The sequence below is a fragment of the Nocardia sp. CNS-044 genome, from assembly GCF_059570515.1.
On sequence record NZ_JCANSX010000005.1, the window covers coordinates 886400 to 909119 of the forward strand.

Annotated in this window: 23 protein-coding genes; 20 read left to right on the forward strand and 3 right to left on the reverse strand. The window is 68.2% G+C overall.

The annotated features are described in order from the left end of the window. Positions 1-4: 4 nt before the first annotated feature. The gene (locus T333_RS05010) at positions 5-253 is read right to left on the reverse strand and encodes a DUF2277 domain-containing protein (RefSeq protein ID WP_355000475.1); all 249 of its coding nucleotides are present in this window, start codon (positions 251-253) and stop codon (positions 5-7) included. Positions 254-385: 132 nt separating this feature from the next. Here T333_RS05010 and T333_RS05015 point away from each other — a divergent pair, with 132 nt between their 5' ends. Beyond that, complete coding sequence (locus T333_RS05015) at positions 386-1222, forward strand: DUF1266 domain-containing protein (RefSeq protein WP_357256587.1); 837 nt, start codon at positions 386-388, stop codon at positions 1220-1222. Positions 1223-1259: 37 nt separating this feature from the next. Here the strand turns inward: T333_RS05015 and T333_RS05020 are convergent, their stop codons facing one another. Next, positions 1260-2177 carry a hypothetical protein gene (locus T333_RS05020; RefSeq protein ID WP_496423779.1) on the reverse strand — a complete coding sequence of 306 codons (918 nt, stop codon included), beginning with the start codon at positions 2175-2177 and terminating at the stop codon, positions 1260-1262. Between the two features lie 556 nt (positions 2178-2733). Here T333_RS05020 and ftsH point away from each other — a divergent pair. The 19 genes from ftsH (at position 2734) to T333_RS05115 (ending at position 22053) form a co-directional block, all read left to right on the forward strand. After that, positions 2734-5142 carry an ATP-dependent zinc metalloprotease FtsH gene (gene ftsH, locus T333_RS05025; RefSeq protein WP_357256590.1) on the forward strand — a complete coding sequence of 803 codons (2409 nt, stop codon included), beginning with the start codon at positions 2734-2736 and terminating at the stop codon, positions 5140-5142. A 143-nt stretch (positions 5143-5285) separates the two neighbouring features. Next, positions 5286-5900: a GTP cyclohydrolase I FolE gene (gene folE / locus T333_RS05030; RefSeq protein ID WP_355000570.1), complete on the forward strand. Its 615-nt coding sequence runs from the start codon at positions 5286-5288 to the stop codon at positions 5898-5900. A 56-nt stretch (positions 5901-5956) separates the two neighbouring features. Beyond that, positions 5957-6784 (forward strand): dihydropteroate synthase, encoded by an 828-nt coding sequence (gene folP / locus T333_RS05035; RefSeq protein ID WP_496424145.1) that lies wholly within the window; start codon positions 5957-5959, stop codon positions 6782-6784. Beyond that, the gene (gene folB, locus T333_RS05040; RefSeq protein ID WP_355000471.1) at positions 6781-7218 is read left to right on the forward strand and encodes a dihydroneopterin aldolase; all 438 of its coding nucleotides are present in this window, start codon (positions 6781-6783) and stop codon (positions 7216-7218) included. The genes folP and folB overlap by 4 nt, the downstream gene beginning before the upstream one ends. Beyond that, positions 7215-7763, forward strand: a complete 549-nt coding sequence (gene folK, locus T333_RS05045; protein WP_355000470.1) for a 2-amino-4-hydroxy-6-hydroxymethyldihydropteridine diphosphokinase — start codon at positions 7215-7217, stop codon at positions 7761-7763. The genes folB and folK overlap by 4 nt, the downstream gene beginning before the upstream one ends. A 17-nt stretch (positions 7764-7780) precedes the next feature. Then, entirely contained in the window at positions 7781-8236 is a 456-nt protein-coding gene (locus T333_RS05050; RefSeq protein ID WP_355000568.1) for a DUF3180 domain-containing protein, read from the forward strand. Positions 8237-8306: 70 nt separating this feature from the next. Continuing rightward, positions 8307-9347, forward strand: a complete 1041-nt coding sequence (locus T333_RS05055) for a DUF6779 domain-containing protein (protein ID WP_496423780.1) — start codon at positions 8307-8309, stop codon at positions 9345-9347. Positions 9348-9657: 310 nt separating this feature from the next. Beyond that, entirely contained in the window at positions 9658-10590 is a 933-nt protein-coding gene (locus tag T333_RS05060) for a Rossmann-like and DUF2520 domain-containing protein (protein ID WP_496423781.1), read from the forward strand. Beyond that, positions 10590-11516, forward strand: coding sequence for a pantoate--beta-alanine ligase (panC, locus tag T333_RS05065; protein ID WP_496423782.1), 927 nt, complete (start codon positions 10590-10592; stop codon positions 11514-11516). Before T333_RS05060 ends, panC begins: the two co-directional genes overlap by 1 nt. A 16-nt stretch (positions 11517-11532) precedes the next feature. Further along, complete coding sequence (gene panD / locus T333_RS05070) at positions 11533-11952, forward strand: aspartate 1-decarboxylase (RefSeq protein ID WP_355000466.1); 420 nt, start codon at positions 11533-11535, stop codon at positions 11950-11952. Between the two features lie 29 nt (positions 11953-11981). Then, positions 11982-12776 carry a type III pantothenate kinase gene (locus tag T333_RS05075; protein WP_067790002.1) on the forward strand — a complete coding sequence of 265 codons (795 nt, stop codon included), beginning with the start codon at positions 11982-11984 and terminating at the stop codon, positions 12774-12776. Between the two features lie 188 nt (positions 12777-12964). Further along, the gene (locus T333_RS05080) at positions 12965-13561 is read left to right on the forward strand and encodes a cysteine dioxygenase (RefSeq protein ID WP_496423783.1); all 597 of its coding nucleotides are present in this window, start codon (positions 12965-12967) and stop codon (positions 13559-13561) included. An 8-nt stretch (positions 13562-13569) separates the two neighbouring features. Continuing rightward, the gene (locus T333_RS05085) at positions 13570-13992 is read left to right on the forward strand and encodes a rhodanese-like domain-containing protein (RefSeq protein WP_141811520.1); all 423 of its coding nucleotides are present in this window, start codon (positions 13570-13572) and stop codon (positions 13990-13992) included. 415 nt (positions 13993-14407) lie between these two features. Continuing rightward, on the forward strand, positions 14408-15913 hold the full coding sequence (gene lysS / locus T333_RS05090; protein WP_496424146.1) for a lysine--tRNA ligase: 1506 nt from the start codon (positions 14408-14410) through the stop codon (positions 15911-15913). 155 nt (positions 15914-16068) lie between these two features. Next, positions 16069-16428 (forward strand): histone-like nucleoid-structuring protein Lsr2, encoded by a 360-nt coding sequence (locus T333_RS05095; RefSeq protein ID WP_355000464.1) that lies wholly within the window; start codon positions 16069-16071, stop codon positions 16426-16428. A 316-nt stretch (positions 16429-16744) separates the two neighbouring features. Then, a complete protein-coding gene (locus T333_RS05100) occupies positions 16745-17305 on the forward strand; it encodes an FHA domain-containing protein (RefSeq protein ID WP_245910550.1) in 561 nt (186 codons plus the stop codon). Positions 17306-17435: 130 nt separating this feature from the next. Further along, positions 17436-18050 (forward strand): anthrone oxygenase family protein, encoded by a 615-nt coding sequence (locus T333_RS05105; RefSeq protein ID WP_496423784.1) that lies wholly within the window; start codon positions 17436-17438, stop codon positions 18048-18050. Between the two features lie 107 nt (positions 18051-18157). Beyond that, positions 18158-19102: an esterase/lipase family protein gene (locus tag T333_RS05110; RefSeq protein ID WP_496423785.1), complete on the forward strand. Its 945-nt coding sequence runs from the start codon at positions 18158-18160 to the stop codon at positions 19100-19102. 392 nt (positions 19103-19494) lie between these two features. Next, complete coding sequence (locus T333_RS05115; protein WP_355000461.1) at positions 19495-22053, forward strand: ATP-dependent Clp protease ATP-binding subunit; 2559 nt, start codon at positions 19495-19497, stop codon at positions 22051-22053. 61 nt (positions 22054-22114) lie between these two features. Here the strand turns inward: T333_RS05115 and T333_RS05120 are convergent, their stop codons facing one another. Continuing rightward, a complete protein-coding gene (locus T333_RS05120) occupies positions 22115-22576 on the reverse strand; it encodes a YfbM family protein (RefSeq protein WP_357257209.1) in 462 nt (153 codons plus the stop codon). Positions 22577-22720: the final 144 nt, after the last annotated feature.

Consider the following 22720-nt stretch of genomic DNA (forward strand, 5'->3'; position numbering starts at 1 on the left):
CCGCTCAGTCCACCTCGGCGCGCCGCACCGCGGGTTCGGTGGACGGCGCGATCGTGGTGTCCGGCAGCTCGTCGAGCAGGGTCGTCGTCGCCGCCGCGATGGTCGCCACGGCCTTGTCGACGGCCGCTTTGGTCGTGCTGCTGAGGCCGGACACCCCACCGACCTTGCGCACGTACTGCAGTGCGGCAGCATAGATTTCCTGCTCGGTAGCGGCAGGCTCCAGGCCACGCAGGACGGTGATGCTCTTACACATGCGTGCACATTAGCCCTCCACCCGCCGATGCGGCAGGCCAAGAAACAAGGGAACTGAAAATCGCCCGTCTACTCGTGGGCGCGTCGGCGATAAGCACGGCCGCGGGTCGCTCCATGGGGAACAATCGGAGGCATGCCTGCCCGCGGTATACCAACGTTGACGACCTTCCCCTACGAAGAGCTCGACAAGCGGGAAGAGGACCACTGGTCCGGGGCCGCGATATCCGACGACGAGCTGCGCGCTCTCGCGCTCGGCGGCTTCTACTCGGCCCGCTGGGACGCTTTCCACGACGCCCTGCTGCTCGGGCCCGAGCGGGAACATCCGCTCGGCGACCGCAGGGAGCTGGCCATCGACACCCTGACCGGAGCGTGGGGCATCACCGACGGCACCGAGGCGCAGGCCTCGATGGAGCAGTTGCTGGACGGCATGCACGCCCCCCTTTATGCGATGGTGCACCCGCTCGTCATGGCCTCGATCAACGCCAGCGAGCGCGACCGCTTCGGCGAGCGCGCCGACCGGCACCGCGCGTTCCTGCGCCAGGTCGGCGCGTTCCGCGGCATGGACAACCCGGAGGCGCTGGTCCGCGACTACGACATCTGGTCGCAGGCCATCAAGATCGGCTTCACCGACCACCTGGCCCGCCCGTTGCCGACCGATATCCACGCCTGGGACCTGGCCCGCGTCGTCGCGGTCGCGAGGATGGCCTTCACTGCAGGTTATCTGGAAGCCGACGTGGCCTGGGGTTATCTCATGCGCGCGCTGCCGCTGGCCCAGCGCAAGTACCGGAACTGGCGTCAGTTCGGCGACGCCTACCTCGCCGGCTGGACCTACTGGCAGGCCTGCGAAGACCTCGCCGAACTCAAGAACGGCGGCGTCGACCGGCGCATGGAACTGCTCCGCCTCTGGACCCGTCCCACCAGCCCGTGGCGCCGCATCGCGCTGAACGAGAAGGCCCCGGATCAGGGCTGACCGATCCGACTCCTCGGCCTCCCGCCGCCGCGCGAGGCTAGGGAGTCGCGACGGAATCCGGCAGCGAGCGCAGAATCCCGCGCCCGTAGCGCTGGAACTGGCCGTCGTCGACCATGCCGAGCGAATGTCGCTCGACGAGCAGCTCCCACTCCGAATACAGCTGTGCCACACCGGGATCCGCGGGTCCGGCCGCGCCGTCCGCGGAATCGCGGCGGACCGCGAAGTTCACCGCGCAGGCGACCCGCTCGATGTCGGCGCGATCGGTGCCGGTGAAACGCAGGGTGATGTTGCCGTCGTGCACTTCCACGCTGGTCTCGCCGCGCGCGCCGATCTCGCCGGGCGCGGTCGGCGCGCCCTCGGTGGACCTGGCCCACAGCACCGCGGGGATCGGCAGCTCGTGCGCGTACCGCTCGCCGGGGCCGATCGAGACGAACAGCAGGCGACCGGTGGTGACGGCGAGCAGTCCGGCCCCGGTGCCCGCGGGCGGGTGCGCCACGGTGACCGCGGTCTCCAGGACGTATTCGTCGGCCGTCACGTAACGATGCAGAGCGCCTATCGCCGACCTGGCCTCGCGGCGCGGCGCCATCCTGCGCACCGCTCGCTCCACGTCCGCGCGCGTCGGGCCGGTCTTCGTCCAGGTCGGCGCGGGCGGGTTCAGATCGGGCGCCGCGACATCGATGCGCTGGGCCGCCATGATCTGGTCGTTGATCCGCTCCACGATCTCGCTCGCCGCGGGCACGTCGTGCTCGGCGATCAGCACCGGAAGCGGGGTGCGGTCGGCGGGCACGCCGGTCAGCACCGGGGTGGGATAACGCAAGTAGATCTCGATGACGACGGCGTCGTCCGCTCGCCGGCTGAGCCGGACCTTGAGCAGATCGGTGACCGGCACGTCGAGAACGCGCTCGCCCTCGCTGCCCGGACGCAAGACGATCAGCCGTCCGCGACCGTGGCGCACAATCGCTGTGGGTGTCCGTAGCTCGACTATGTCCATACCCCCTGCGCTCTGTCCGATGTGCGGGTTACCCACGGGTCCGAAGTGCGGCTTTCCCGTGATCCTTCTCGGTTCCGCGAGCCGTCACCTCGGTGCCGTGAGCTCGCGCGCCGCGTTCGTGTCGTGGTGACGCGAGCCACTGCCTCGTTGCCTGTCGGCTCGCGTTGTCTTGCCCAGTTGTCCGGTGCTCGCGAGGGCTCGCCTCCGCGGCCTCTCGTTCGCGCCGGATGTTGTGTCGTCGCTCACGATAGGCCGAACATGCCATGATTGTGACCACTCGAGGGAAACCGGAGCGAGGAATCGGGAACCACCGTGGTCCTCCGACCGTTTACTTGTCGAACTGCACCAACTGCCGAACTGCGCGATGTATCGAGTAGACCGTACGCGGTAACGTGGCTTGTCCGCATCCGAACCCTCCCGGAATCGGGTAGGACCGGGCGGAATGCAACACGACGCGCCCGACGTTTCGCTAGGCAGAACCGGAGACACCGGAAAGGACTGGCCGCCCGGCCTACGCTCTATGAACCGCAAGACAGTGTTCCGCACCCTGGCCATAGTCTCGGGCATCTTGCTCGTGATCTATGCGTTCAGCTATTTCGGCAATGACACGCGCGGCTGGAAGAGCGTCGACACCTCGGTGGCGTTGAGCCAGCTGGACGACAAGGGCAACGTCAAGAACGTCCAGATCGACGACCGCGAGCAGCAGCTGCGGATCGAGCTGAACAACGGTAACGACGCGACCGACGGCCAGAACAAGATCCTCGCGAAGTACCCGGGCGGCAGTGAGACCTCGGCGCAGATCTTCGCCGCCGTGCAGAAGTCGGGCGCTCCGTACAACACGGTGGTCAAGCAGGAGAGCTGGTTCACCCAGATCCTGCTGTTCGTGCTGCCGATGGTGATCCTGCTCGGCTTGTTCATCTTCGTGATGGCCCGTATGCAGGGCGGTGGCCGCGGCGGCATGATGGGCTTCGGCAAATCGAAGGCCAAGCAGCTGTCCAAGGACATGCCCAAAACCACGTTCGCGGACGTCGCGGGCGCCGACGAGGCCGTCGAAGAGCTCTACGAGATCAAGGACTTCCTGCAGAACCCGGTGCGCTACCAGACGCTGGGCGCGAAGATCCCCAAGGGCGTTCTGCTCTACGGTCCGCCCGGCACCGGTAAGACGCTGCTCGCGCGCGCAGTCGCTGGCGAGGCGGGTGTGCCCTTCTTCACCATTTCCGGCTCGGACTTCGTCGAGATGTTCGTCGGCGTCGGCGCCTCCCGCGTGCGCGACCTGTTCGAGCAGGCCAAGCAGAACAGCCCCTGCATCATCTTCGTCGACGAGATCGACGCGGTCGGCCGCCAGCGCGGCGCGGGCCTCGGCGGCGGTCACGACGAGCGCGAGCAGACGCTGAACCAGCTGCTCGTCGAGATGGACGGCTTCGGCGACCGCACCGGCATCATCCTGATCGCCGCGACCAACCGCCCCGACATCCTCGACCCCGCGCTGCTGCGCCCCGGCCGCTTCGACCGGCAGATCCCGGTCGGCAACCCCGACCTGGCCGGCCGCCGCGCGATCCTGCGGGTGCACTCACAGGGCAAGCCGATCTCCACCGAGGCCGATCTGGACGGTCTCGCCAAGCGCACCGTCGGCATGTCCGGCGCGGATCTGGCGAACGTCATCAACGAGGCCGCGCTGCTCACCGCGCGCGAGAACGGCGCGGTCATCACGGGTGAAGCGCTGGAAGAGTCGGTCGATCGCGTGATCGGCGGCCCGCGCCGCAAGAGCCGCATCATCAGCGAGCACGAGAAGAAGATCACCGCCTACCACGAGGGCGGCCACACCCTGGCGGCCTGGGCGATGCCCGACATCGAGCCGGTCTACAAGGTCACCATCCTGGCCCGCGGTCGCACCGGCGGCCACGCCATGACGGTGCCCGAGGACGACAAGGGCCTGATGACCCGCTCGGAGATGATCGCCCGCCTGGTCATGGCGATGGGCGGCCGCGCGGCCGAGGAGCTGGTTTTCCACGAGCCGACCACCGGCGCGTCCTCCGATATCGACCAGGCCACCAAGATCGCTCGCGCGATGGTCACCGAGTACGGCATGAGCGCGCGCCTCGGCGCGGTCCGCTACGGCCAGGAGCAGGGCGACCCGTTCCTCGGCCGGTCCATGGGCATGGGCTCGGACTACTCGCACGAGGTCGCCCGCGAGATCGACGAGGAGGTGCGCAACCTCATCGAGGCCGCGCACACCGAGGCGTGGGCGATTCTGAACGAGTACCGCGACGTGCTCGACGTGCTGGCCACCGCGCTGCTGGAGCGCGAGACCCTGCACCGCAAGGATCTCGAGGAGCTCCTGGCCGCGGTGGAGAAGCGCCCGAGGATCACCGCGTTCAACGACTTCGGCGAGCGCGTCCCCTCGGACAAGCCACCGGTGAAGACGCCGGGCGAGCTGGCCGCCGAGCGCGGCGAGGCCTGGCCGCCGGAGCCGGTGCAGCCCTCGCTGGCCGCCGCCACGCGAGAGGCCGTGCCCGCCAACGGTTATCCGCAACAGGGTGACCGCCAGGCCGAGCCGCAGTACGGCTACCCCAGCCAGCCCGCGACCGGCGGCTACCCGAGTCCGCACGCGCCGACCCAGGCGTACCCGCGCCAGGGCGGCACGCACGGCTCGCGCCCGGACTACGGCGCCCCGGCCGGTTGGTCGGCGCCGGGCTGGCCGCCGCGGGAGGAACCGCAGCAGCCCGCCGGACAGTCCGGCTACGGCGGCGGTTGGAGCGGCCAGGGCGAGTCCCGGCACGGCTACCAGCCGTGGAGCAGCCCGCAGCAGGGCGGTTCCGGCCAGGAGCACGGCGGCTACGACAACGGCGGCTACGAGGAGCCGGGTCGCCCGAGCCAGCGCGGCGAGGGCGAGAACCACGAGTGGGATGGACCGAACGGACGGCGCTGAGCGGGCGCCGATTACGCTCGACCATCGGGGTGCCGAGTGATTGCCGGCGCCCGAGATTTTGGAGGTGTCCTCGATTGTCGGCCAATCATCATGCCGTCGGCTCGGCGCTCAATGGTCGCGACGAGGTCGAGCGCAACGGTTCCGTGCCTGCGTCGACTCGGCCTGAACTGCGCGCGCTGGAGACGGGTCGGCCGTTCGACCAGGATCGGGCCGAAGCCGCGGTCCGGGAATTGCTGATAGCGATCGGCGAGGACCCGGACCGCCCCGGTCTGATCGAGACGCCCGCCCGCGTGGCCCGGGCCTACCGGGAGACCTTCGCCGGGCTCTACCAGGAGCCGGACGCGGTGCTGAACACCACGTTCGACGAGGGGCACCAGGAACTCGTGCTGGTGCGCGACATCCCGATGTACTCCACCTGCGAGCATCACCTGGTGTCCTTCCACGGCGTCGCCCACGTCGGGTACATCCCCGGCGAGCACGGCCGGGTCACCGGGTTGTCCAAGCTCGCCAGACTGGTCGACCTCTACGCCAAGCGCCCGCAGGTGCAGGAGCGACTGACCAGCCAGATCGCCGACGCGATCATGCGCAAACTGGAACCACGCGGCGCGATCGTCGTGGTGGAGGCCGAGCACCTGTGCATGGCGATGCGCGGCATCCGCAAGCCGGGCGCGAGCACCACCACCTCGGCCGTGCGCGGACTGTTGCAGACCAACGCCGCCTCGCGCGCCGAGGCACTCGATCTGATCCTGCGCGGGTGAGGGAGGACGCGGTGTCCGGTCACGTCATCGCACGCGACGGTCGTCGCTGCGTGGTGATGGGCGTCGTGAACGTCACCAGCGATTCGTTCTCCGACGGCGGCCGCTACCTCGATCCCGGGCTTGCCATCGAGCACGGCGTCCAGCTGTACCGGGCCGGCGCCGACATCATCGACGTCGGCGGCGAGTCGACCAGGCCCGGCGCGGATCGCGTCGATCCGGAGACCGAGGCGGCCAGGGTCGCGCCGGTCATCCGCGGGCTGGTCGCGGCCGGCGTGCCGACCAGCGTGGACACCATGCGAGCGAGCGTCGCCGAGGCCGCGCTCGGCGCCGGCGTGTCGGTGATCAACGACGTATCCGGCGGGCGTGCCGATCCCGATATGGTGAAAGTCGTTGCCGCAGCGCAAGTTCCGTGGATTCTCATGCACTGGCGGGCGGGCGCCGACTACCGGCACACCGGTCCGGCCGATCACTACGACGACGTCGTCACCGAGGTGCGCGCCGAACTGAACGCGCAAGTCGAGACCGCCGTCGCCGCGGGCGTCGACCCGTGCCGGCTGATTTTGGACCCCGGCCTCGGCTTCGCCAAGAACGCCGACCACAACTGGGCGCTGCTCGGCGCGTTGCCCGACTTCGTCGCCGACGGACTTCCGGTGCTGATCGGGGCCTCGCGCAAACGCTTCCTCGGCGCCCTGCTCGCCGACACCGACGGTCCGCGGCCGCCGGACGGCAGGGAGGTCGCCACCGCCACGGTCTCCGCGTTGGCCGCATTGCACGGCGCCTGGGGTGTTCGCGTGCACGACGTGCGCGCCTCCTTGGACGCGATCGCCGTCACCGACGCCTGGCAGCGCGCCGCCCGGCCGAATCCGCGAGGAGCGCAGGAATGAATCCGTCCACGGCGCCGGTGACCCACGAGGGCCGACCGGGGGAGCACCGCGGCCTGCCGTCCGGTCCCGACCGGATCGAACTACGCGGGCTGCGCGCCTTCGGGAACCACGGGGTCTTCGAACACGAGCGCCGCGACGGCCAGGAGTTCGTCGTCGATCTCACTGTCTGGGTGGATTTCGCGACGGCCGCGGCCTCCGACGACTTGGCCGCGACGGTGGACTACGGCGCGCTGGCCGAACGCGCGGTGCGGATCGTGCAGGGCCCGCCGCGCAATCTGATCGAGACGGTGGTCTCCGAGATCGCCGACGACGTGATGACCGATCCGCGCATCCGCGCTGTGGAAGTGGTGGTGCACAAGCCGTCCGCGCCGATTCCGCACACCTTCGCCGATGTCCGCGTGGTGACCGCACGCGTGCGCGAGGGCGCCGAATGAGTCGCGCCGTCCTGTCGATCGGCTCGAACATCGGGGATCGTCTGGCGCACCTGCGCAGCGTCGTGGACGGGCTCGAGCAGCGGGTCGTCGCGGTGTCGGCGGTGTACTCGACCGCGCCGTGGGGCGGTGTCGATCAGGATGATTTCCTCAATGCTGTTGTGCTGGTGGACGATCCGGAGCTGGATTGTCGCGGCTGGTTGCGCACGGGCCAGGAATTCGAGCGGGCCGCGCACCGGGTCCGCGAAGTGCGCTGGGGCGCACGAACACTCGATGTGGACGTGGTGTGGTGCGCCGAACCCGGTCCGTCGGGGCTCGTCCCGTGCGTCAGCGCCGATCCGGAGCTGACGCTGCCGCACCCGCAGGCGCACAACCGGGCCTTCGTGCTGATCCCGTGGCTGGACGTGGAACCCGAGGCGCGACTGTCGGTCGCGGGGGACGACCGGCCGATCCGGGAATGGCTCGCCGCGCTCGACGCCGACGAGCGGGCCGGTGTGCACCGGACCGAGCTGTCGCTGCACCGGACCGCAGGGGGAGCCACATCGTGAAGCTCAAACCGACCCGGATGCTCGACCTCGGGGCCAACGTGCTGATCGCGGCGGTAGTCGCGTGGATCGCCACCAGGATCGCCTACGCGAATTTTCCCCCGATCTCGATCTACGCGGGCGCCTCCCTGTATCCGGTGGCCGCCATCGAGGTGGTGCTTGCCTTCCTCATCCGGGCCAGGGTCAGCGACCACCAGATCGGCGACGGAAGCAATCAGCTGCATCCGATCACCGCCGCCCGCGCGGTCGCTTTGGCGAAGGCCTCGCTGCAAGTGGGCTCGATCGCCGCCGGCGTCTGGCTCGGCTTCCTGTGCTGGGTCTTCCCACAGCGCGGCACCCTGCGGGCGGCCGCCGCCGATTCGCCGGGCGCGGTCGTCGGCATGTTCGCGGGGGTGGCGCTGGTCGCCGCCGCGCTGTGGCTCGAGTATTGCTGCCGGGCTCCCGAGGAGCCGCCGGACGAATCAGCTACTACATAGCAAATCTTCTGAATGGAAGCAGTGGACCGTTTTCTGGGCGTACCGCGCCAACCCCGCTACCCTGGCGTGCATGGTTTCACCCTCCCGTAGCAGCACTTCCCGTCCACGGCGGGATCAGGCGGGAAAATTGTTCGTCGGCGCTTTGATTCTGCTCGGTCTGATTGCCAGTGTTTTCCTGGTCTTCAGCAACAGCTTGCAGTTCACCAGGATCGGTCTGATCGCCGCACTGTGGGCCGCCGCGATCGGCGCGCTCGCCGCGACCAAGTACCGCAAAGACGCCGATGTGGACAAGGCGAAGGTGCGTGACCTGCAGACGGTCTACGAACTTCAGCTCGAGCGGGAGATCACCGCGCGCCGCGAATACGAGCTCGGCGTCGAGTCGAGGGTGCGCGAGGAAGTCGGCGCCGACGCCGCGGAACTGGCCGCGTTGCGCGCCGAGCTGACGGTGTTGCGGCAGAGTCTGCAGCGCCTCTTCGACGGCGATCTGCCGATGGATCGGCCCGCGCTGCGCGCCGACGCCACCCGAATCCAGGAGTTGCCGAGCGCGTACGGCGATCCGGCGAACGATAGCTCCGCGAATGCCGACGGGTGGGTCGGTCCGCTTGGACAGCAACCGCGCAGCGCGGTCACCCCGGTCTTCGTTCCCGATCATCCGGAGCCCCCGGTCTTCGCGAGCCCCTTCGACGAGCCCGTCACCGCGGAGACCGCGATCGTCTCGCCCGACGACTACCCCGAGGACTACGACGACTACGCGGACGCCGAGTACGCGAACGCCCAATACGCGGAAGACGCGGTCGCCGACGACTACCCCACCGACCCGCCGAGTGCCCCCGCGGGCTGGTCGGACGCCTTCACCGACCCGGCCGAACGCGTAGAGCCTCGAGCCGAGCCATCCGTCCCGCTCCGCCTGCCGCCGCTGGACGAGGACGCCGCCCCGCGCCCGACCGTTCCGCCCCTACCCGCCCCGCACCCGACACCGACCGTCGGCACCGCCAGCTCCCGCCGTCGCCGCCGCGTCGACACCGACACCGACTCGGGCAACGCCTCCCGCCGACTATCGGTCGCCGAGATCATGGCCAACTTGCAATCCGAACAAAACGGTCACGGCTAAACCCCGGCTCGAACGCAGGCTCCAGGCCCTAGCCACCACCCCCAGGCGAGTCTTACGAGCCGTTCGCGGCCGTCTCGCTTCCGAGCGGTCGAGACGCATGCGCCCCGCGCGAGTCTCGACCGCTCGGAAGCGAGACATAAGGGGCCGCGAACCCGCGCGCGCCAGCGCGCCAAAGACACTGTTCGTTAAATCACGTCCCGGGGCCATGGCATCGGCAAACTTCGGGCCGATATCCTCGACCTCGTAACGTCTGGTACCCGCGGTGCGGGACTGGAACGACATCGAGAGGACAGTGTTGACCTCGAGAAGCGTGACTTCTGACAACGCGGCTTCGGGCTTCGACCCTGCGCCCGCACGCCTGACGGTGGGAATCGTCTCGGCGGGACGCGTGGGTTCCGCGCTCGGCGCCGCGCTCGAGCGAGCCGGGCACGTGGTGTTCGGCGTCGCCGCCATTTCCGACGCCTCCAAGCATCGGGCTCGGCTCCGGCTGCCCGATTCCGAGATCCTGCCGACCGAGGAGGTCGCAGCGCGCAGCGAGTTGTTGCTGCTCGCGGTGCCCGACAGCGAGTTGGCCGGACTGGTGCGCGGCTTGGCGAGCGCGGGCGTGGTCCGCCCGGGCGCCATCGTGGTGCACACTTCGGGCGCGAACGGCGTCGGCGTGCTCGCGCCGCTGGTCGAGATCGGCGCGCTGCCGCTGGCCATCCACCCCGCGATGACCTTCACCGGCCACGACGAGGACGTCAGCAGGCTGGGCAACGCCTGCTTCGGCATCACCGCCGCCGACGACATCGGCTACGCGATCGCGCAGTCGCTGGTGATCGAGATGGGCGGCGAACCGGTGCGGGTCTCCGAGGAGAACCGCACGCTGTACCACGCGGCGCTCGCGCACGGCAGCAACCATCTGGTGACCGTGGTTCTGGACGCGGTGGAAGCGTTGCGCGAGGCGCTGTCCGGTCCGGGGCTGCTCGGTCAGCAGATCGTGGACGACCAGCCCAACGGACTCGCCGAGCGCCTGCTCGCCCCGCTCGCGTCGGCCGCGCTGGACAACGCGCTGCGGCGCGGCCAGTCCGCGCTGACCGGCCCCGTCGCCCGCGGCGACGCCGACGCCGTCGCGACGCATCTCGCGGCGCTCGAGGCCACCGACGAGCGGCTCGCCGCCGGCTATCGAGCCATGTCGCTGCGCACCGCCGAGCGCGCCAAGACCAACCCCGCCCTGATCGAGCTCCTGGAAGGACGCCGTTGATGGATCCGAAATTGCGCGGCGCCTACAAGCCGGGCGAACTCACCGTGCACCACGATCCGACCGTGGTCGCCGCCGTCGCGAAGGCCTTGCGCGGCGTCGGCCGCACCATCGGCCTGGTGCCGACCATGGGCGCGCTGCACGAGGGCCACCTGGAGATCGTGCGCCGCGCGAAGCGGACCAACCAGGTGGTCGTCGTCTCGATTTTCGTGAACCCGCTGCAGTTCGGCGCGAACGAGGATCTGGACAAGTACCCGCGCACCTTGGACGCCGACGTGGAGCTGCTGCGCGCCGAGGGCGTCGACCTGGTGTTCGCCCCGAGCGTGTCCGACATGTACCCCGACGGTCCGCGCACCACGGTGCATCCCGGGCCGGTCGGCGCGGAGCTGGAGGGCGCGAGCCGTCCGACGCATTTCGCGGGCATGCTGACCGTGGTGGCCAAGCTGCTCCAGATCGCCCGTCCCAGCGAGGCGTTCTTCGGCGAGAAGGACTACCAGCAGCTCACGCTGATCCGGCAGATGGTGCGCGACTTGAACTTCGACGTGAAGATCGTCGCGGTGCCGACCGTGCGCGAGCAGGATGGTCTCGCGCTCTCCTCGCGCAACCGCTACCTGGATCCGGCGCAGCGGGAGGCCGCGCTCGCCCTCTCCGCGGCGCTGTCGGCGGGCAGGCATGCGGGCGGTCTCGGCGCCGATGGGGTGCTCGCCGCCGCCCGCGCCGTGCTCGATGCCGCGACCGGCGTCGACGTCGATTACCTCGAACTGCGCTCCTCGACCCTCGGCCCGGTCCCGGCCTCCGGCAACGCCCGGTTGCTCGTGGCCGCGAAGGTCGGCGCCACCCGGCTCATCGACAACATCGCCGTCACCCTCGGCGCTCCGATCGACGGCCATCCGAATCTCGAATCCCAGCCGGCACCGGCAGCTTTCTAGAAAGGCGACGACGAAGATGTTGCGCACCATGATGAAGTCCAAGATCCACCGCGCCACCGTGACCCACGCCGACCTGCACTACGTCGGTTCGGTGACGGTGGACCAGGATCTGCTGGACGCGGCCGATCTGCTCGAGGGCGAGCAGGTCTGCATCGTCGACATCGACAACGGCGCCCGCCTGGAGACCTACGTGATCGCGGGCGAGCGCGGTTCCGGCGTCATCGGCATCAACGGCGCCGCCGCGCACCTGGTGCATCCCGGCGACCTCGTCATCCTGATCGCCTACGGGATGATGAACGAGCAGGAGATCGCCGAATACGACCCCAAGGTCGTCTTCGTCGACGAGCGCAACCGCCCGATCGAGCTCGGCTCCGACCCGGCGCACGCCCCCGAGGGTTCCGGCCTGACCTCCCCGCGCTCGCTCACTTTCGCCTGACGGCCACTGATTCGAAAGTCGGGTGAGCAATGCTGCTGACCATCGACGTCCGCAACACCAGCATCGAGCTCGGCCTGTTCTCCGGCAGCGGCTCGCACGCCAAGCTGGTGCGGCACTGGCGGATGCACACCAATCCGCTGCTGACCGCCGACGAGTTCGCCATGCAGGTGCGCGGCCTCGTCGGGGCCCAGCTGGACGAGGTGATGGGCGTCGCGGCCCTGTCCACGGTGCCGCCGGTGCTGCACGAGCTGCGCGCCATGCTGGAGCGGTACTGGTCGCACGTGCCGCACGTGGTGGTGGAACCCGGTGTGCGGACCGGCATTCCGCTGCTCGTCGACAATCCGAAGGAGATCGGCGCGGACCGGATCGTGAACGCGCTCGCCGCCCAGCAGCGCTTCGGCTCGGCCGCGATCGTCGTCGACTTCGGCACCGCGACCACCGTGGACCTGGTCTCGTCCAAGGGCGAGTTCCTCGGCGGCGTCATCGCGCCGGGCGTCGCCATCTCCAGTGAGGCGCTCATCGAGCGAGCGGCGCTGCGCCGCGTCGAGCTGGCGCGCCCGCGTTCGGTGGTCGGCAAGAACACCGTCGAGGCGATTCAGTCCGGGGCGGTCTTCGGTTTCGCCGGGCTGGTGGACGGTCTGATCGACCGCATCCGCGACGAGTTCGACGCGTTCGCGGGCGACGACGTCGCCGTGGTCGCCACCGGCATCAGCGCGCCGCTGATCGTGCCGGAATCGGAGACCATCGACCATCACGAGCCGCACCTGACCCTGACCGGCCTGCGCCTGGTCTACGAACGCAACCAGCAGCGCCGCAAATCCTGACCGTGCCCCGGGGTGGGGTGTGAATCACCCCGGGTGGGTCTGTTCTTCTGTCGAAGAGCGCTGCTAGACTCGCCGACGTGTCTTTCCGCGTGAGCACCCAGGAGTGTTGTCGAGGCTGATTCCGGCCTCGACCGATCGAGGCCGACCGCGAGTCCCTCGACCGATCCCCACCTCCTGGAGTTTCGCTCATGCGTTCCTCTGTTCTTTCCCTTTCTTCCGCACGTGACAGCCTGTCGGCCAAGCCGCCGGTGGACCGTGCCATCGCGCCCGCGCTCCCGACCAGGCTGCGTCCCGCCGATCTGCTGCGGCTGACCGACGAAGGCGCCGAGGACGTGCTCGCGGGACGCTACGACCACCTGCTTCCCGCGGGCGGCGTCTGGCCCGTCGAGGAGCGCTGGGCTACCCGGCTGCTCTCCGACGACGAGGTCGACGTCTGGCTGATCAGCTGGACGCCGGGCAAAGCCACCGAGCTGCACGACCACGCCGGATCGCTGGGCGCGCTCACCGTGCTCAGCGGGGCGCTTTCGGAATTCCGTTGGAACGGCACGGAATTGCGCAGGCGGACGCTGACCGCGGGCGATCAGGCTTCCTTCCCCATCGGCTGGGTGCACGACGTGATGCGCGCACCGGCCGCCGCCGAATCCGCGGGCCCGCTCGATCCGACGTTGAGCGTGCACGCCTATTCCCCGCCGCTGACCGCCATGTCCTACTACGAGGTGACCGGCCACGGCACCCTGCGGCGTACCCGAACCGTTCTCACCGACCAGCCCGAAGGTGATATGTGATGGCCCCCTTGACCATCGACCAGATGCTCGACAACGCGCGCGAGCAACTCGACCGGATCTACGCGTTCGAATTGCCCGCCGCGCTCGCCAGGGGCGCCATTCTGGTGGACATCCGCCCGCAGGCGCAGCGCGATCGGGAGGGCACATTGCCGGGCGCCCTGGTGATCGAGCGGAATGTGCTGGAATGGCGGCTCGACCCGACCAGTTCCGCGCGTTTGGCGCTGGCCGCCGATCACGACGTGGAATGGATCGTCGTCTGCTCCGAGGGCTACACCTCCAGCTTGGCCGCCGCCTCGTTGCAACAACTCGGGCTGCACCGGGCCACCGATCTGATCGGTGGTTACCAAGCGCTCAAGGCGGCGGGCCTGCTCACCATCGCGAGCCGGGCGCCGCACTTCGCCCGCGAGGTCACCGCGCTCGCCTCGTTGTAATTCGGTACGAGATGCTTCTATCTCGAAATAGTAGGTAGGGCAATCGATTTCGGTATTCCAGCGGAGGCAGGCGTACCTGCTTGTGGTGCGGTTCTCCGGGTGAGTACCTGCCAACGGAAAAGGCAGGGCCTGCTCGTGTGCCGTCTCCGCGCAAGAACACCTGTCAGGGGCGGTGAAACCTGCTCGCGTTTCGGCAGACGGCCTTCGGAACGAAAGGCCATCAGGCGCCGGAAGCCGATGCCGATTCGTTACTATCGGGCGGAGCCCGGGCGGCCCGCAAAAGGATTTCCGGTGCACGCTAGGGTTGTCCGATGTGAGCACCCCGAACACGCCCTCGTCCGGTCGCTCCGCGGGTTCGGTTCCTGCGGCGCAATCCCGCCGACCCGCCCCGGAAGTCGACGACGTCCCGGAGCAGATGCGGATTCGCCGGGAGAAGCGTGAGCGGCTGCTAGCGCAGGGCGCCGAGGCGTATCCCGTTGTGGTGCCGCGCACGCACTCGCTGGCCGAAATTCGGGCCGCCTTTCCGGATCTTGCCGCCGATACCCAGACCGGGCAACTGGCCGGCGTCGTCGGCCGCGTCATTTTTCTGCGCAATACCGGCAAGCTCTGCTTCGCCACGCTCCAGGAGGGCGATGGCACCAAGCTGCAGGCCATGATCAGCCTCAACGGCGTCGGAGCGGACGCGCTGGCGGCCTGGAAGTCCGACGTGGACCTCGGTGACTTCGTTTTCGTGCACGGTGAGGTCATCGCCTCGCGCACCGGGGAATTGAGCGTCATGGCCGATTCCTGGTCCATGTCGGCCAAGGCGCTGCGGCCGCTTCCGGTGGCGCACAAGGAGATGAACGAGGAGTCCAGGGTCCGGCAGCGCTATGTCGACCTGATCGTGCGTCCCGAGGCCAGGGAAATGGCGCGGACCAGGGTCGCGGTGGTTCGTGCGCTGCGCGCCGCGCTGGAGCGCCGCGGCTTCCTCGAGGTGGAGACGCCGATGCTGCAGACGCTGCACGGCGGCGCGGCGGCCCGGCCGTTCGTCACCCGTTCCAACGCCCTCGATATGGACCTCTACCTGCGCATTGCGCCGGAACTGTTCCTGAAGCGGTGCGTGGTCGGCGGTTTGGAGAAGGTCTTCGAGATCAACCGGAACTTCCGGAACGAAGGCGCCGACTCGACCCATTCGCCCGAGTTCGCAATGTTGGAAACGTATGAGGCCTATGGCACGTACGACGACTCCGCGAAGATGATCCGGGAATTGGTGCAGGAAGTCGCGCAAGAGGCTTTCGGCACCCAGGTGGTGACCCTCGCGGACGGTACCGAATACGATCTTCGGGGCGAGTGGGCAACCGTCGAGATGTACCCTTCGTTGTCCGATGCGCTCGGTGTCTCGGTCACCCCGGAAACATCGGTCGAGGAATTGCTGGCACTCGCCGATCGGGTCGGACTGGAAATTCCGGAGGGCAAGGGCTACGGCCACGGCAAACTGGTCGAAGAACTGTGGGAGCACGAGTACGGCGACAAGCTCTATGCGCCGACATTCGTGCGCGACTTCCCGATCGAGACCTCACCGCTGACTCGTCAGCACCGCAGCAAGCCTGGAGTTACCGAGAAGTGGGATCTGTATGTCCGCGGCTTCGAGTTGGCCACCGGCTATTCGGAGTTGGTGGATCCGGTGATCCAGCGCGAGCGTTTCGTGGACCAGGCTCGGCTCGCCGCGCAGGGCGATGACGAGGCAATGGCGCTGGACGAGGACTTCCTTGCCGCGATGGAGCACGGCATGCCGCCGACAACTGGAACCGGTATGGGAATCGATCGGTTGTTGATGGCACTCACGGGATTGGGAATCCGCGAAACGATACTGTTCCCAATTGTGCGTCCGGTCACTCAGCGAGCCTCGGGCGACTGGTCCGCAGGCGGCGCCGGAGCGTAACCAGACACCGGTCGGCGAACATCGCAAATCAAACAGAGTCGGGTGCGTTTCGATAGCCGAAGTCTCGTCTTGGAATTTTCTGAATTCGAGGTATTCTTGCCTCGGGTAATCGGCCTAGTATGCGGGTCGCACGATTTCGAGAGGACGTTCATCTCATGGCAAAGAAGGTCACCGTTAGCCTGATCGACGATGTCGACGGTGAGTCCATCGCGGACGAGACCATCGAGTTTGCGATCGACGGTGTGTCGTACGAGATCGACCTGTCGTCGGCAAATGCCGCGAAGCTGCGTGACGGGCTGGAGCAGTGGGTTTCCAGTGCGCGCCGGGTGAGCGGCCGTCGCCGCGTGAAGGCCGCCGCCGGTGCCGCCGCCACCCCGAAGAGCCGGGTCTCCATCGACCGGGAACAAAGTGCGGCAATTCGCGAGTGGGCACGGCGGAATGGCCACAAGGTCTCCGCTCGCGGACGTATCTCCGCCGACATCACCGACGCGTACAACAAGGCCGCGAAGGGCTAGTACTTTTCCACCGCTGCCGCCTGGGCGAATCGTGCGACGCCCGGGCGGCAGCAGCATTTGTGACCTGTGCACGTTCGCCTCCACTTCGGGCGTGCGGGACATGGAAGGACTTCGTTCGACCGCGTCGGGCTTCGGACTCGACGCCGACCATCGACCGGACCGGCACGATCTTGCTCGTGGTACCCCGAAGCGGCACCATGGAAACTGTGCGAAGGTCGTCACTGGCGGTATGGAGAGATGAGGTATCGGCGCAGTGACTGGATTCGTCGGATCATTGTTGCGATTCACCGATGACTCGGGCCGCCAGCAGGAGCTGATGCTGAGCCCGGATCAGCAGCGAGTCACGATCGGCCGTTCGCCCCATGCCGATCTCGCGTTGCGCTGGGACGCGGAGGTCTCGCGCCTGCACGCGGCCGTCGAATATCTGGGCGCGCACTGGACGATCGTCGACGACGGACTTTCCCGCAACGGCACCTTCGTCAACGGCGAGCGACTGGTCGGCAGGCGCCGCCTGATGGCGGGGGACAAGATCCGGGTCGGCACCTCGCTGGTCTCCTTCCACGATTTCGGCGCGGTCGCCGATGACGCCACCCGCACCTCCACCGGCTCGATTCCCACCCTGCGTTCGCTCACCGAGACCCAGCGCGCGGTGCTCGTCGCGCTGTGCCGCCCGTACAAGAACGGCGCGGGCTTCGCGACCCCGGCCTCCAACCAGCAGATCGCCGAGGAGCTGTTCCTCAGCGTCGACGCCATCAAGACCCACCTGCGCGCGCTGTTCGCCAAGTTCGGCGTGGAAAGCCTGCCGCAGAACCAGAAGCGGGTGCGCCTGGCGGCACTGGCCATGCAGAGCGGCATCATCTCCGACCGGGATCTCTGACCCGCGTGTGGACGCCCGCTTAAGCGGGCGAGCGTCTCGACCATGGAAGCGCGGGCCCGTTCACGATTGACTTGTACTCGTCGCCGGACCGAGACGATTCGGACCGGGACTGTGAGGCAGGAGAAATCGAATGTTCGCGCTGAGAATCGCCGCGCTGGTGGCGGCCGTGCTGGCTACGGGTCTGACCGCCGGTGTGTTCTACGCCTACGCCATCTCGGTGATGCCCGCGCTGAACCGCAGCGACGACCGGACCATCGTCGACGTGATGCAGAAGATCAACGTGGTCATCATCAATCCCTGGTTCATGATCGCCTTCATGGGCACCGTCGCGTTCGGCATTCTCGCCGCGGTGCTGCACCTGGGCCGGGAGCACCGCGCGACGCTGGTCTGGATCGCGATCGCCGTTGCGCTCAACGTGATCGCGTTCGCGGTGACCGCGGGATTCAACGTCCCGCTCAACGATCAACTGGCCGCCGCGGGCGATCCAGGGCAGATCGCGGATATGGCGGCGGTTCGCGCGAACTACGAGGCCGACTGGGTGCGCTACAACGTGATCCGCGCGGTGGTGCACACCCTGGCCTTCCTGGTGCTGTGCGGCGCGCTGTTCGCGGCGGGCGTCCAGCAGGGCAAGAGCGAAGCCGCGGGTCCCGCCCATGGCGCCACGGGTCCCGCCCAGGGCGTGACGGCCTACGCCGCGCCCGCCGGATACGGTCCGCAGTACCCGGCAGCGCCCCGGCTCGGCTGATTCGCCGACGGTAGAACGGGTTACATAAGTTACTCGCCGGTATCGGCGCTATCTGGGACACGTCCTCGGTAGCTTCTTCTGGAACAAGTTCCAGAATCGGAGGCTCCATGCGACGTGTCCCAGTTCCGTTCGTGGTGGCCTTCGTGCTCGCCGCGCTGTGGATCGGCGCGGCGGGTTCCGCGCACGCGCAGCGCTACCCGGTCGTCTACAACTTCTTCTCCGGCATCCCGTCCGAGCTGGTCGAGCCCGGCGGCTCGCTGCCAGGCTCCAACGACTGGTCCTGCCGGCCGAGCGCGGAGCATCCCAACCCGGTGGTCCTCGCGCACGGCACCGGCGGTGGCGCACAGACCAATTGGGGCGTGTACGTGCCGCTGCTGGCCAATGAGGGCTACTGCGTCTACGCGCTGACCTACGGCGCCCACGCGCTGCCCTGGCCGCTGTCCGCGATCGGCGGCATGCGGCCGATGGAGCAGAGCGGCTCGGAGCTCGCCGCCTTCGTCGACCGCGTGCTCGCCGCGACCGGCGCCGCGAAGGTGGACATCGTCGGGCACTCGCAGGGCAATTTCATCGGCAACTACTACGTCAAGCGGCTCGGCGGCGCGGACAAGGTGGACAAGCTCGTCGGCCTCGCCCCGCCCTGGCTCGGCACCAACGCGGGGGGCCTCGGCGCCGCCGCCGCCTTCGCCGCTCGCCTCGGCGCGGGACCCGCCTTCGACATGGCGGTCGGCGCCACGATGTGCCACGCCTGCCGCCAGCTCATCGCGGGCTCGCCGTTCCTCGAGGCGCTCAACGCCGACGGCGTCTATCACCCCGACATCACCTATACGAACATCGCCACCCGGCTCGACGAGGCCGTCATCCCGTATACCGCGGGCCTGGTGCCCGGCCCGAACGTCACCAATGTCGTGGTTCAGGACGGTTGCGCGCAGGACTACTCCGAGCACGCGGGCATCGCGGGCACCGCGCGGGCGGCAGGATTCGTCATGAACGCACTGGACCCGGCCCATCAGCGGCCGGTACCGTGCCAGTTCGCCGCACCGTTCACGGGCTGAGCGCGGGAGTGGCGGCCGCCCGGCCGCCGCAACGATTCGAAAATCGGGGGTTGCCGGGAACACCGGGAGCGATTCGGTCGTTTGCACTGGCAGGGGCGTCAACGGGGCGACGATGGCCCGTGGATCGGGGCGAGATCGCCCGATCAGAGGGTGTTCGCTGTCGGCAAAACCGCATCGGAAACGAAACCCGAAACGCTCACGTTATGAGTGAATGACCGTGCTGTCGCTGGTCCCCAATAGGGTGGACTGGAGGCGGCCCGGACCCCCGCCAACTAGAGTGGATGGCGGGGGCCGCAACCCCCGGGCTTCATGGCAGGCTGACGACCGAAGGTTGACCACAGCACTGAAGCGTCGGACGCCTATGAAGGTCTGAGCAGGAGAGTGAGGGAGCGATGTTCGAGAGGTTCACCGACCGCGCGAGGCGTGTCGTTGTCCTGGCCCAGGAAGAGGCCCGGATGCTCAACCACAACTACATCGGCACCGAGCACATCCTGCTTGGCCTCATCCACGAGGGTGAGGGTGTAGCGGCGAAGTCGCTGGAGTCCCTTGGCATTTCGCTGGAGGGTGTGCGCAGCCAGGTGGAGGAGATCATCGGCCAGGGCCAGCAGGCCCCGTCCGGGCACATCCCGTTCACCCCGCGCGCCAAGAAGGTGCTGGAGCTGAGCTTGCGCGAGGCGCTGCAGCTCGGCCACAACTACATCGGCACCGAGCACATCCTGCTCGGCCTCATTCGCGAGGGCGAGGGCGTTGCGGCGCAGGTGTTGGTCAAGCTCGGCGCCGACCTCAACCGGGTCCGCCAGCAGGTCATCCAGCTGCTGTCCGGGTACCAGGGCAAGGAGCCGGTGGAATCCGGCGCCCGCGGCGAGGCCGGGACCCCGTCCACCTCGCTGGTGCTCGACCAGTTCGGTCGCAATCTGACCCAGGCCGCGCTCGAGGGCAAGCTCGACCCGGTCATCGGCCGCTCGAAGGAGATCGAGCGGGTCATGCAGGTGCTCAGCCGCCGCACCAAGAACAACCCGGTGCTGATCGGCGAGCCCGGTGTCGGTAAGACCGCCGTCGTCGAGGGTCTGGCGCAGGCCATCGTCAACGGCGAGGTCCCCGAGACGCTGAAGGACAAGCAGCTCTACACCCTCGACCTCGGTTCGCTGGTCGCGGGCAGCCGCTACCGCGGTGACTTCGAAGAGCGCCTGAAGAAGGTGCTCAAGGAGATCAACACCCGCGGCGACATCATCCTGTTCATCGACGAGCTGCACACGCTGGTCGGTGCGGGCGCGGCCGAAGGCGCCATCGACGCGGCCTCGATCCTGAAGCCGAAGCTGGCCCGCGGCGAGCTGCAGACCATCGGCGCGACCACCCTCGACGAGTACCGCAAGTACATCGAGAAGGACGCCGCCCTGGAGCGCCGCTTCCAGCCGGTCCAGGTGGGCGAGCCGACCGTCGAGCACACCATCAACATCCTCAAGGGGCTGCGCGACCGCTACGAGGCGCACCACCGGGTGTCCATCACCGACGGCGCGCTGGTCGCCGCCGCGACGCTGGCCGACCGCTACATCAACGACCGGTTCCTGCCGGACAAGGCGATCGACCTGATCGACGAGGCGGGCGCGCGCATGCGCATCCGTCGCATGACGGCTCCGCCGGACCTGCGCGAATTCGACGACAAGATCGCCGACGCGCGCCGGGAGAAGGAGTCCGCGATCGACGCGCAGGACTTCGAGAAGGCCGCGCGGCTGCGCGACAAGGAGAAGCAGCTCGTCGCCAAGCGCGCCGAGCGGGAGAAGCAGTGGCGGTCCGGTGATCTGGACGTCGTGGCCGAGGTCGACGACGAGCAGATCGCGGAGGTGCTGGCCAACTGGACCGGTATCCCGGTGTTCAAGCTCACCGAGGAGGAGACCACCCGTCTGCTCCGCATGGAGGACGAGCTGCACAAGCGGATCATCGGCCAGGAGGACGCCGTCAAGGCCGTCTCCAAGGCGATCCGCCGTACTCGCGCCGGTCTGAAGGATCCGAAGCGTCCGTCCGGCTCGTTCATCTTCGCCGGTCCGTCCGGCGTCGGTAAGACCGAGCTGTCCAAGGCGCTGGCGAACTTCCTGTTCGGCGACGACGACGCGCTCATCCAGATCGACATGGGCGAGTTCCACGACCGCTTCACCGCCTCGCGGCTCTTCGGCGCCCCTCCGGGCTACGTCGGCTACGAGGAGGGCGGCCAGCTCACCGAGAAGGTGCGCCGCAAGCCGTTCTCGGTCGTGCTGTTCGACGAGATCGAGAAGGCCCACCAGGAGATCTACAACACCCTGTTGCAGGTCCTCGAGGACGGCCGCCTGACCGACGGCCAGGGCCGGACCGTGGACTTCAAGAACACGGTGCTGATCTTCACCTCGAACCTCGGCACCTCGGACATTTCGAAGGCCGTCGGCCTGGGCTTCTCGCAGTCCAACAGCGAGGGCTCGAACTACGAGCGGATGAAGCTCAAGGTCAACGACGAGCTGAAGAAGCACTTCCGGCCCGAGTTCCTCAACCGCATCGATGACGTGATCGTCTTCCACCAGCTCACGACCGAACAGATCGTGCAGATGGTGGACCTGATGATCGGCCGCGTCGCCAAGCAGCTGAAGAACAAGGACATGGAGATCGAGCTGTCCGAGCAGGGCAAGGCGCTGCTGGCCAAGCGCGGCTTCGACCCGGTGCTCGGCGCCCGGCCGCTGCGCCGCACCATCCAGCGCGAGATCGAGGACCAGCTGTCGGAGAAGATCCTCTTCGGCGAGATCGGCCCCGGCCAGACGATCTTCGTGGATGTGGAAGGCTGGGACGGCGAGGGCTCCGGCGAGGACGCCAAGTTCACCTTCACCGGCAAGGCGAAGCTGACCAAGACGCCCGTCGAGGAGAAGCCCGAGGTCGTGCTGACCGGCGCGGGCGAGGGCTCCACCACGGAGGCCGCGTCCGGCGAGTAAGCCGCAACGAAAGGGCCCGCCCCCAACAGATCCGTTGGGGGCGGGCCTTTTTCGTATGCGCTCAGCCGAAGTGCATGACCGCCGCGGAGCCGGTCTTCGCGGCGTCGGCGAAGAACGCCACGAGGATCTCGTAGTGGTAGCGCAGGTAGTCGAGTGCTTGGTCGCCGTCCCTGGTCCAAATGCCCGGATAGACGTTCGCCTCGTCCATGGCGCCGGGGTCGTAGTGGGCGGCGAGCGCGGCGAACGGCGTGGCGCGCAGCTGCTCCGCCGTCGTCTGGACGAGATCGACCGGCCACGCGTAGTACTCGTCGTCGATGAGCTCGCCGCCGAAGAACAGGTCCACACCCGACCGGGCCGCTTCGAGCAGATAGCGCAGCCCGTCCCACGACTTGTCGAGGTAGCCCTCGGGATCGCCCTTCGCGCGCTCGATATTCCAAAGGTCTTCTTGCGCTTGCGCTCCGGCGGCCACCAACCCCGCCAACCGCTCGCTCGTGACCTTTTTGAACGACAGGATCACGCCCATTGGTTTCCCCGCTCCCTCGAAATACGGATGTCGGCGCCGAATTCCGATCCGACTGTGTGCCTTTGTTGATCGAGACGGAATGTAGCCGGGCCTACTGACAGAGTCGTGACCGTGGCTCGGTGATCTCGCTGCCTACGAAACGTC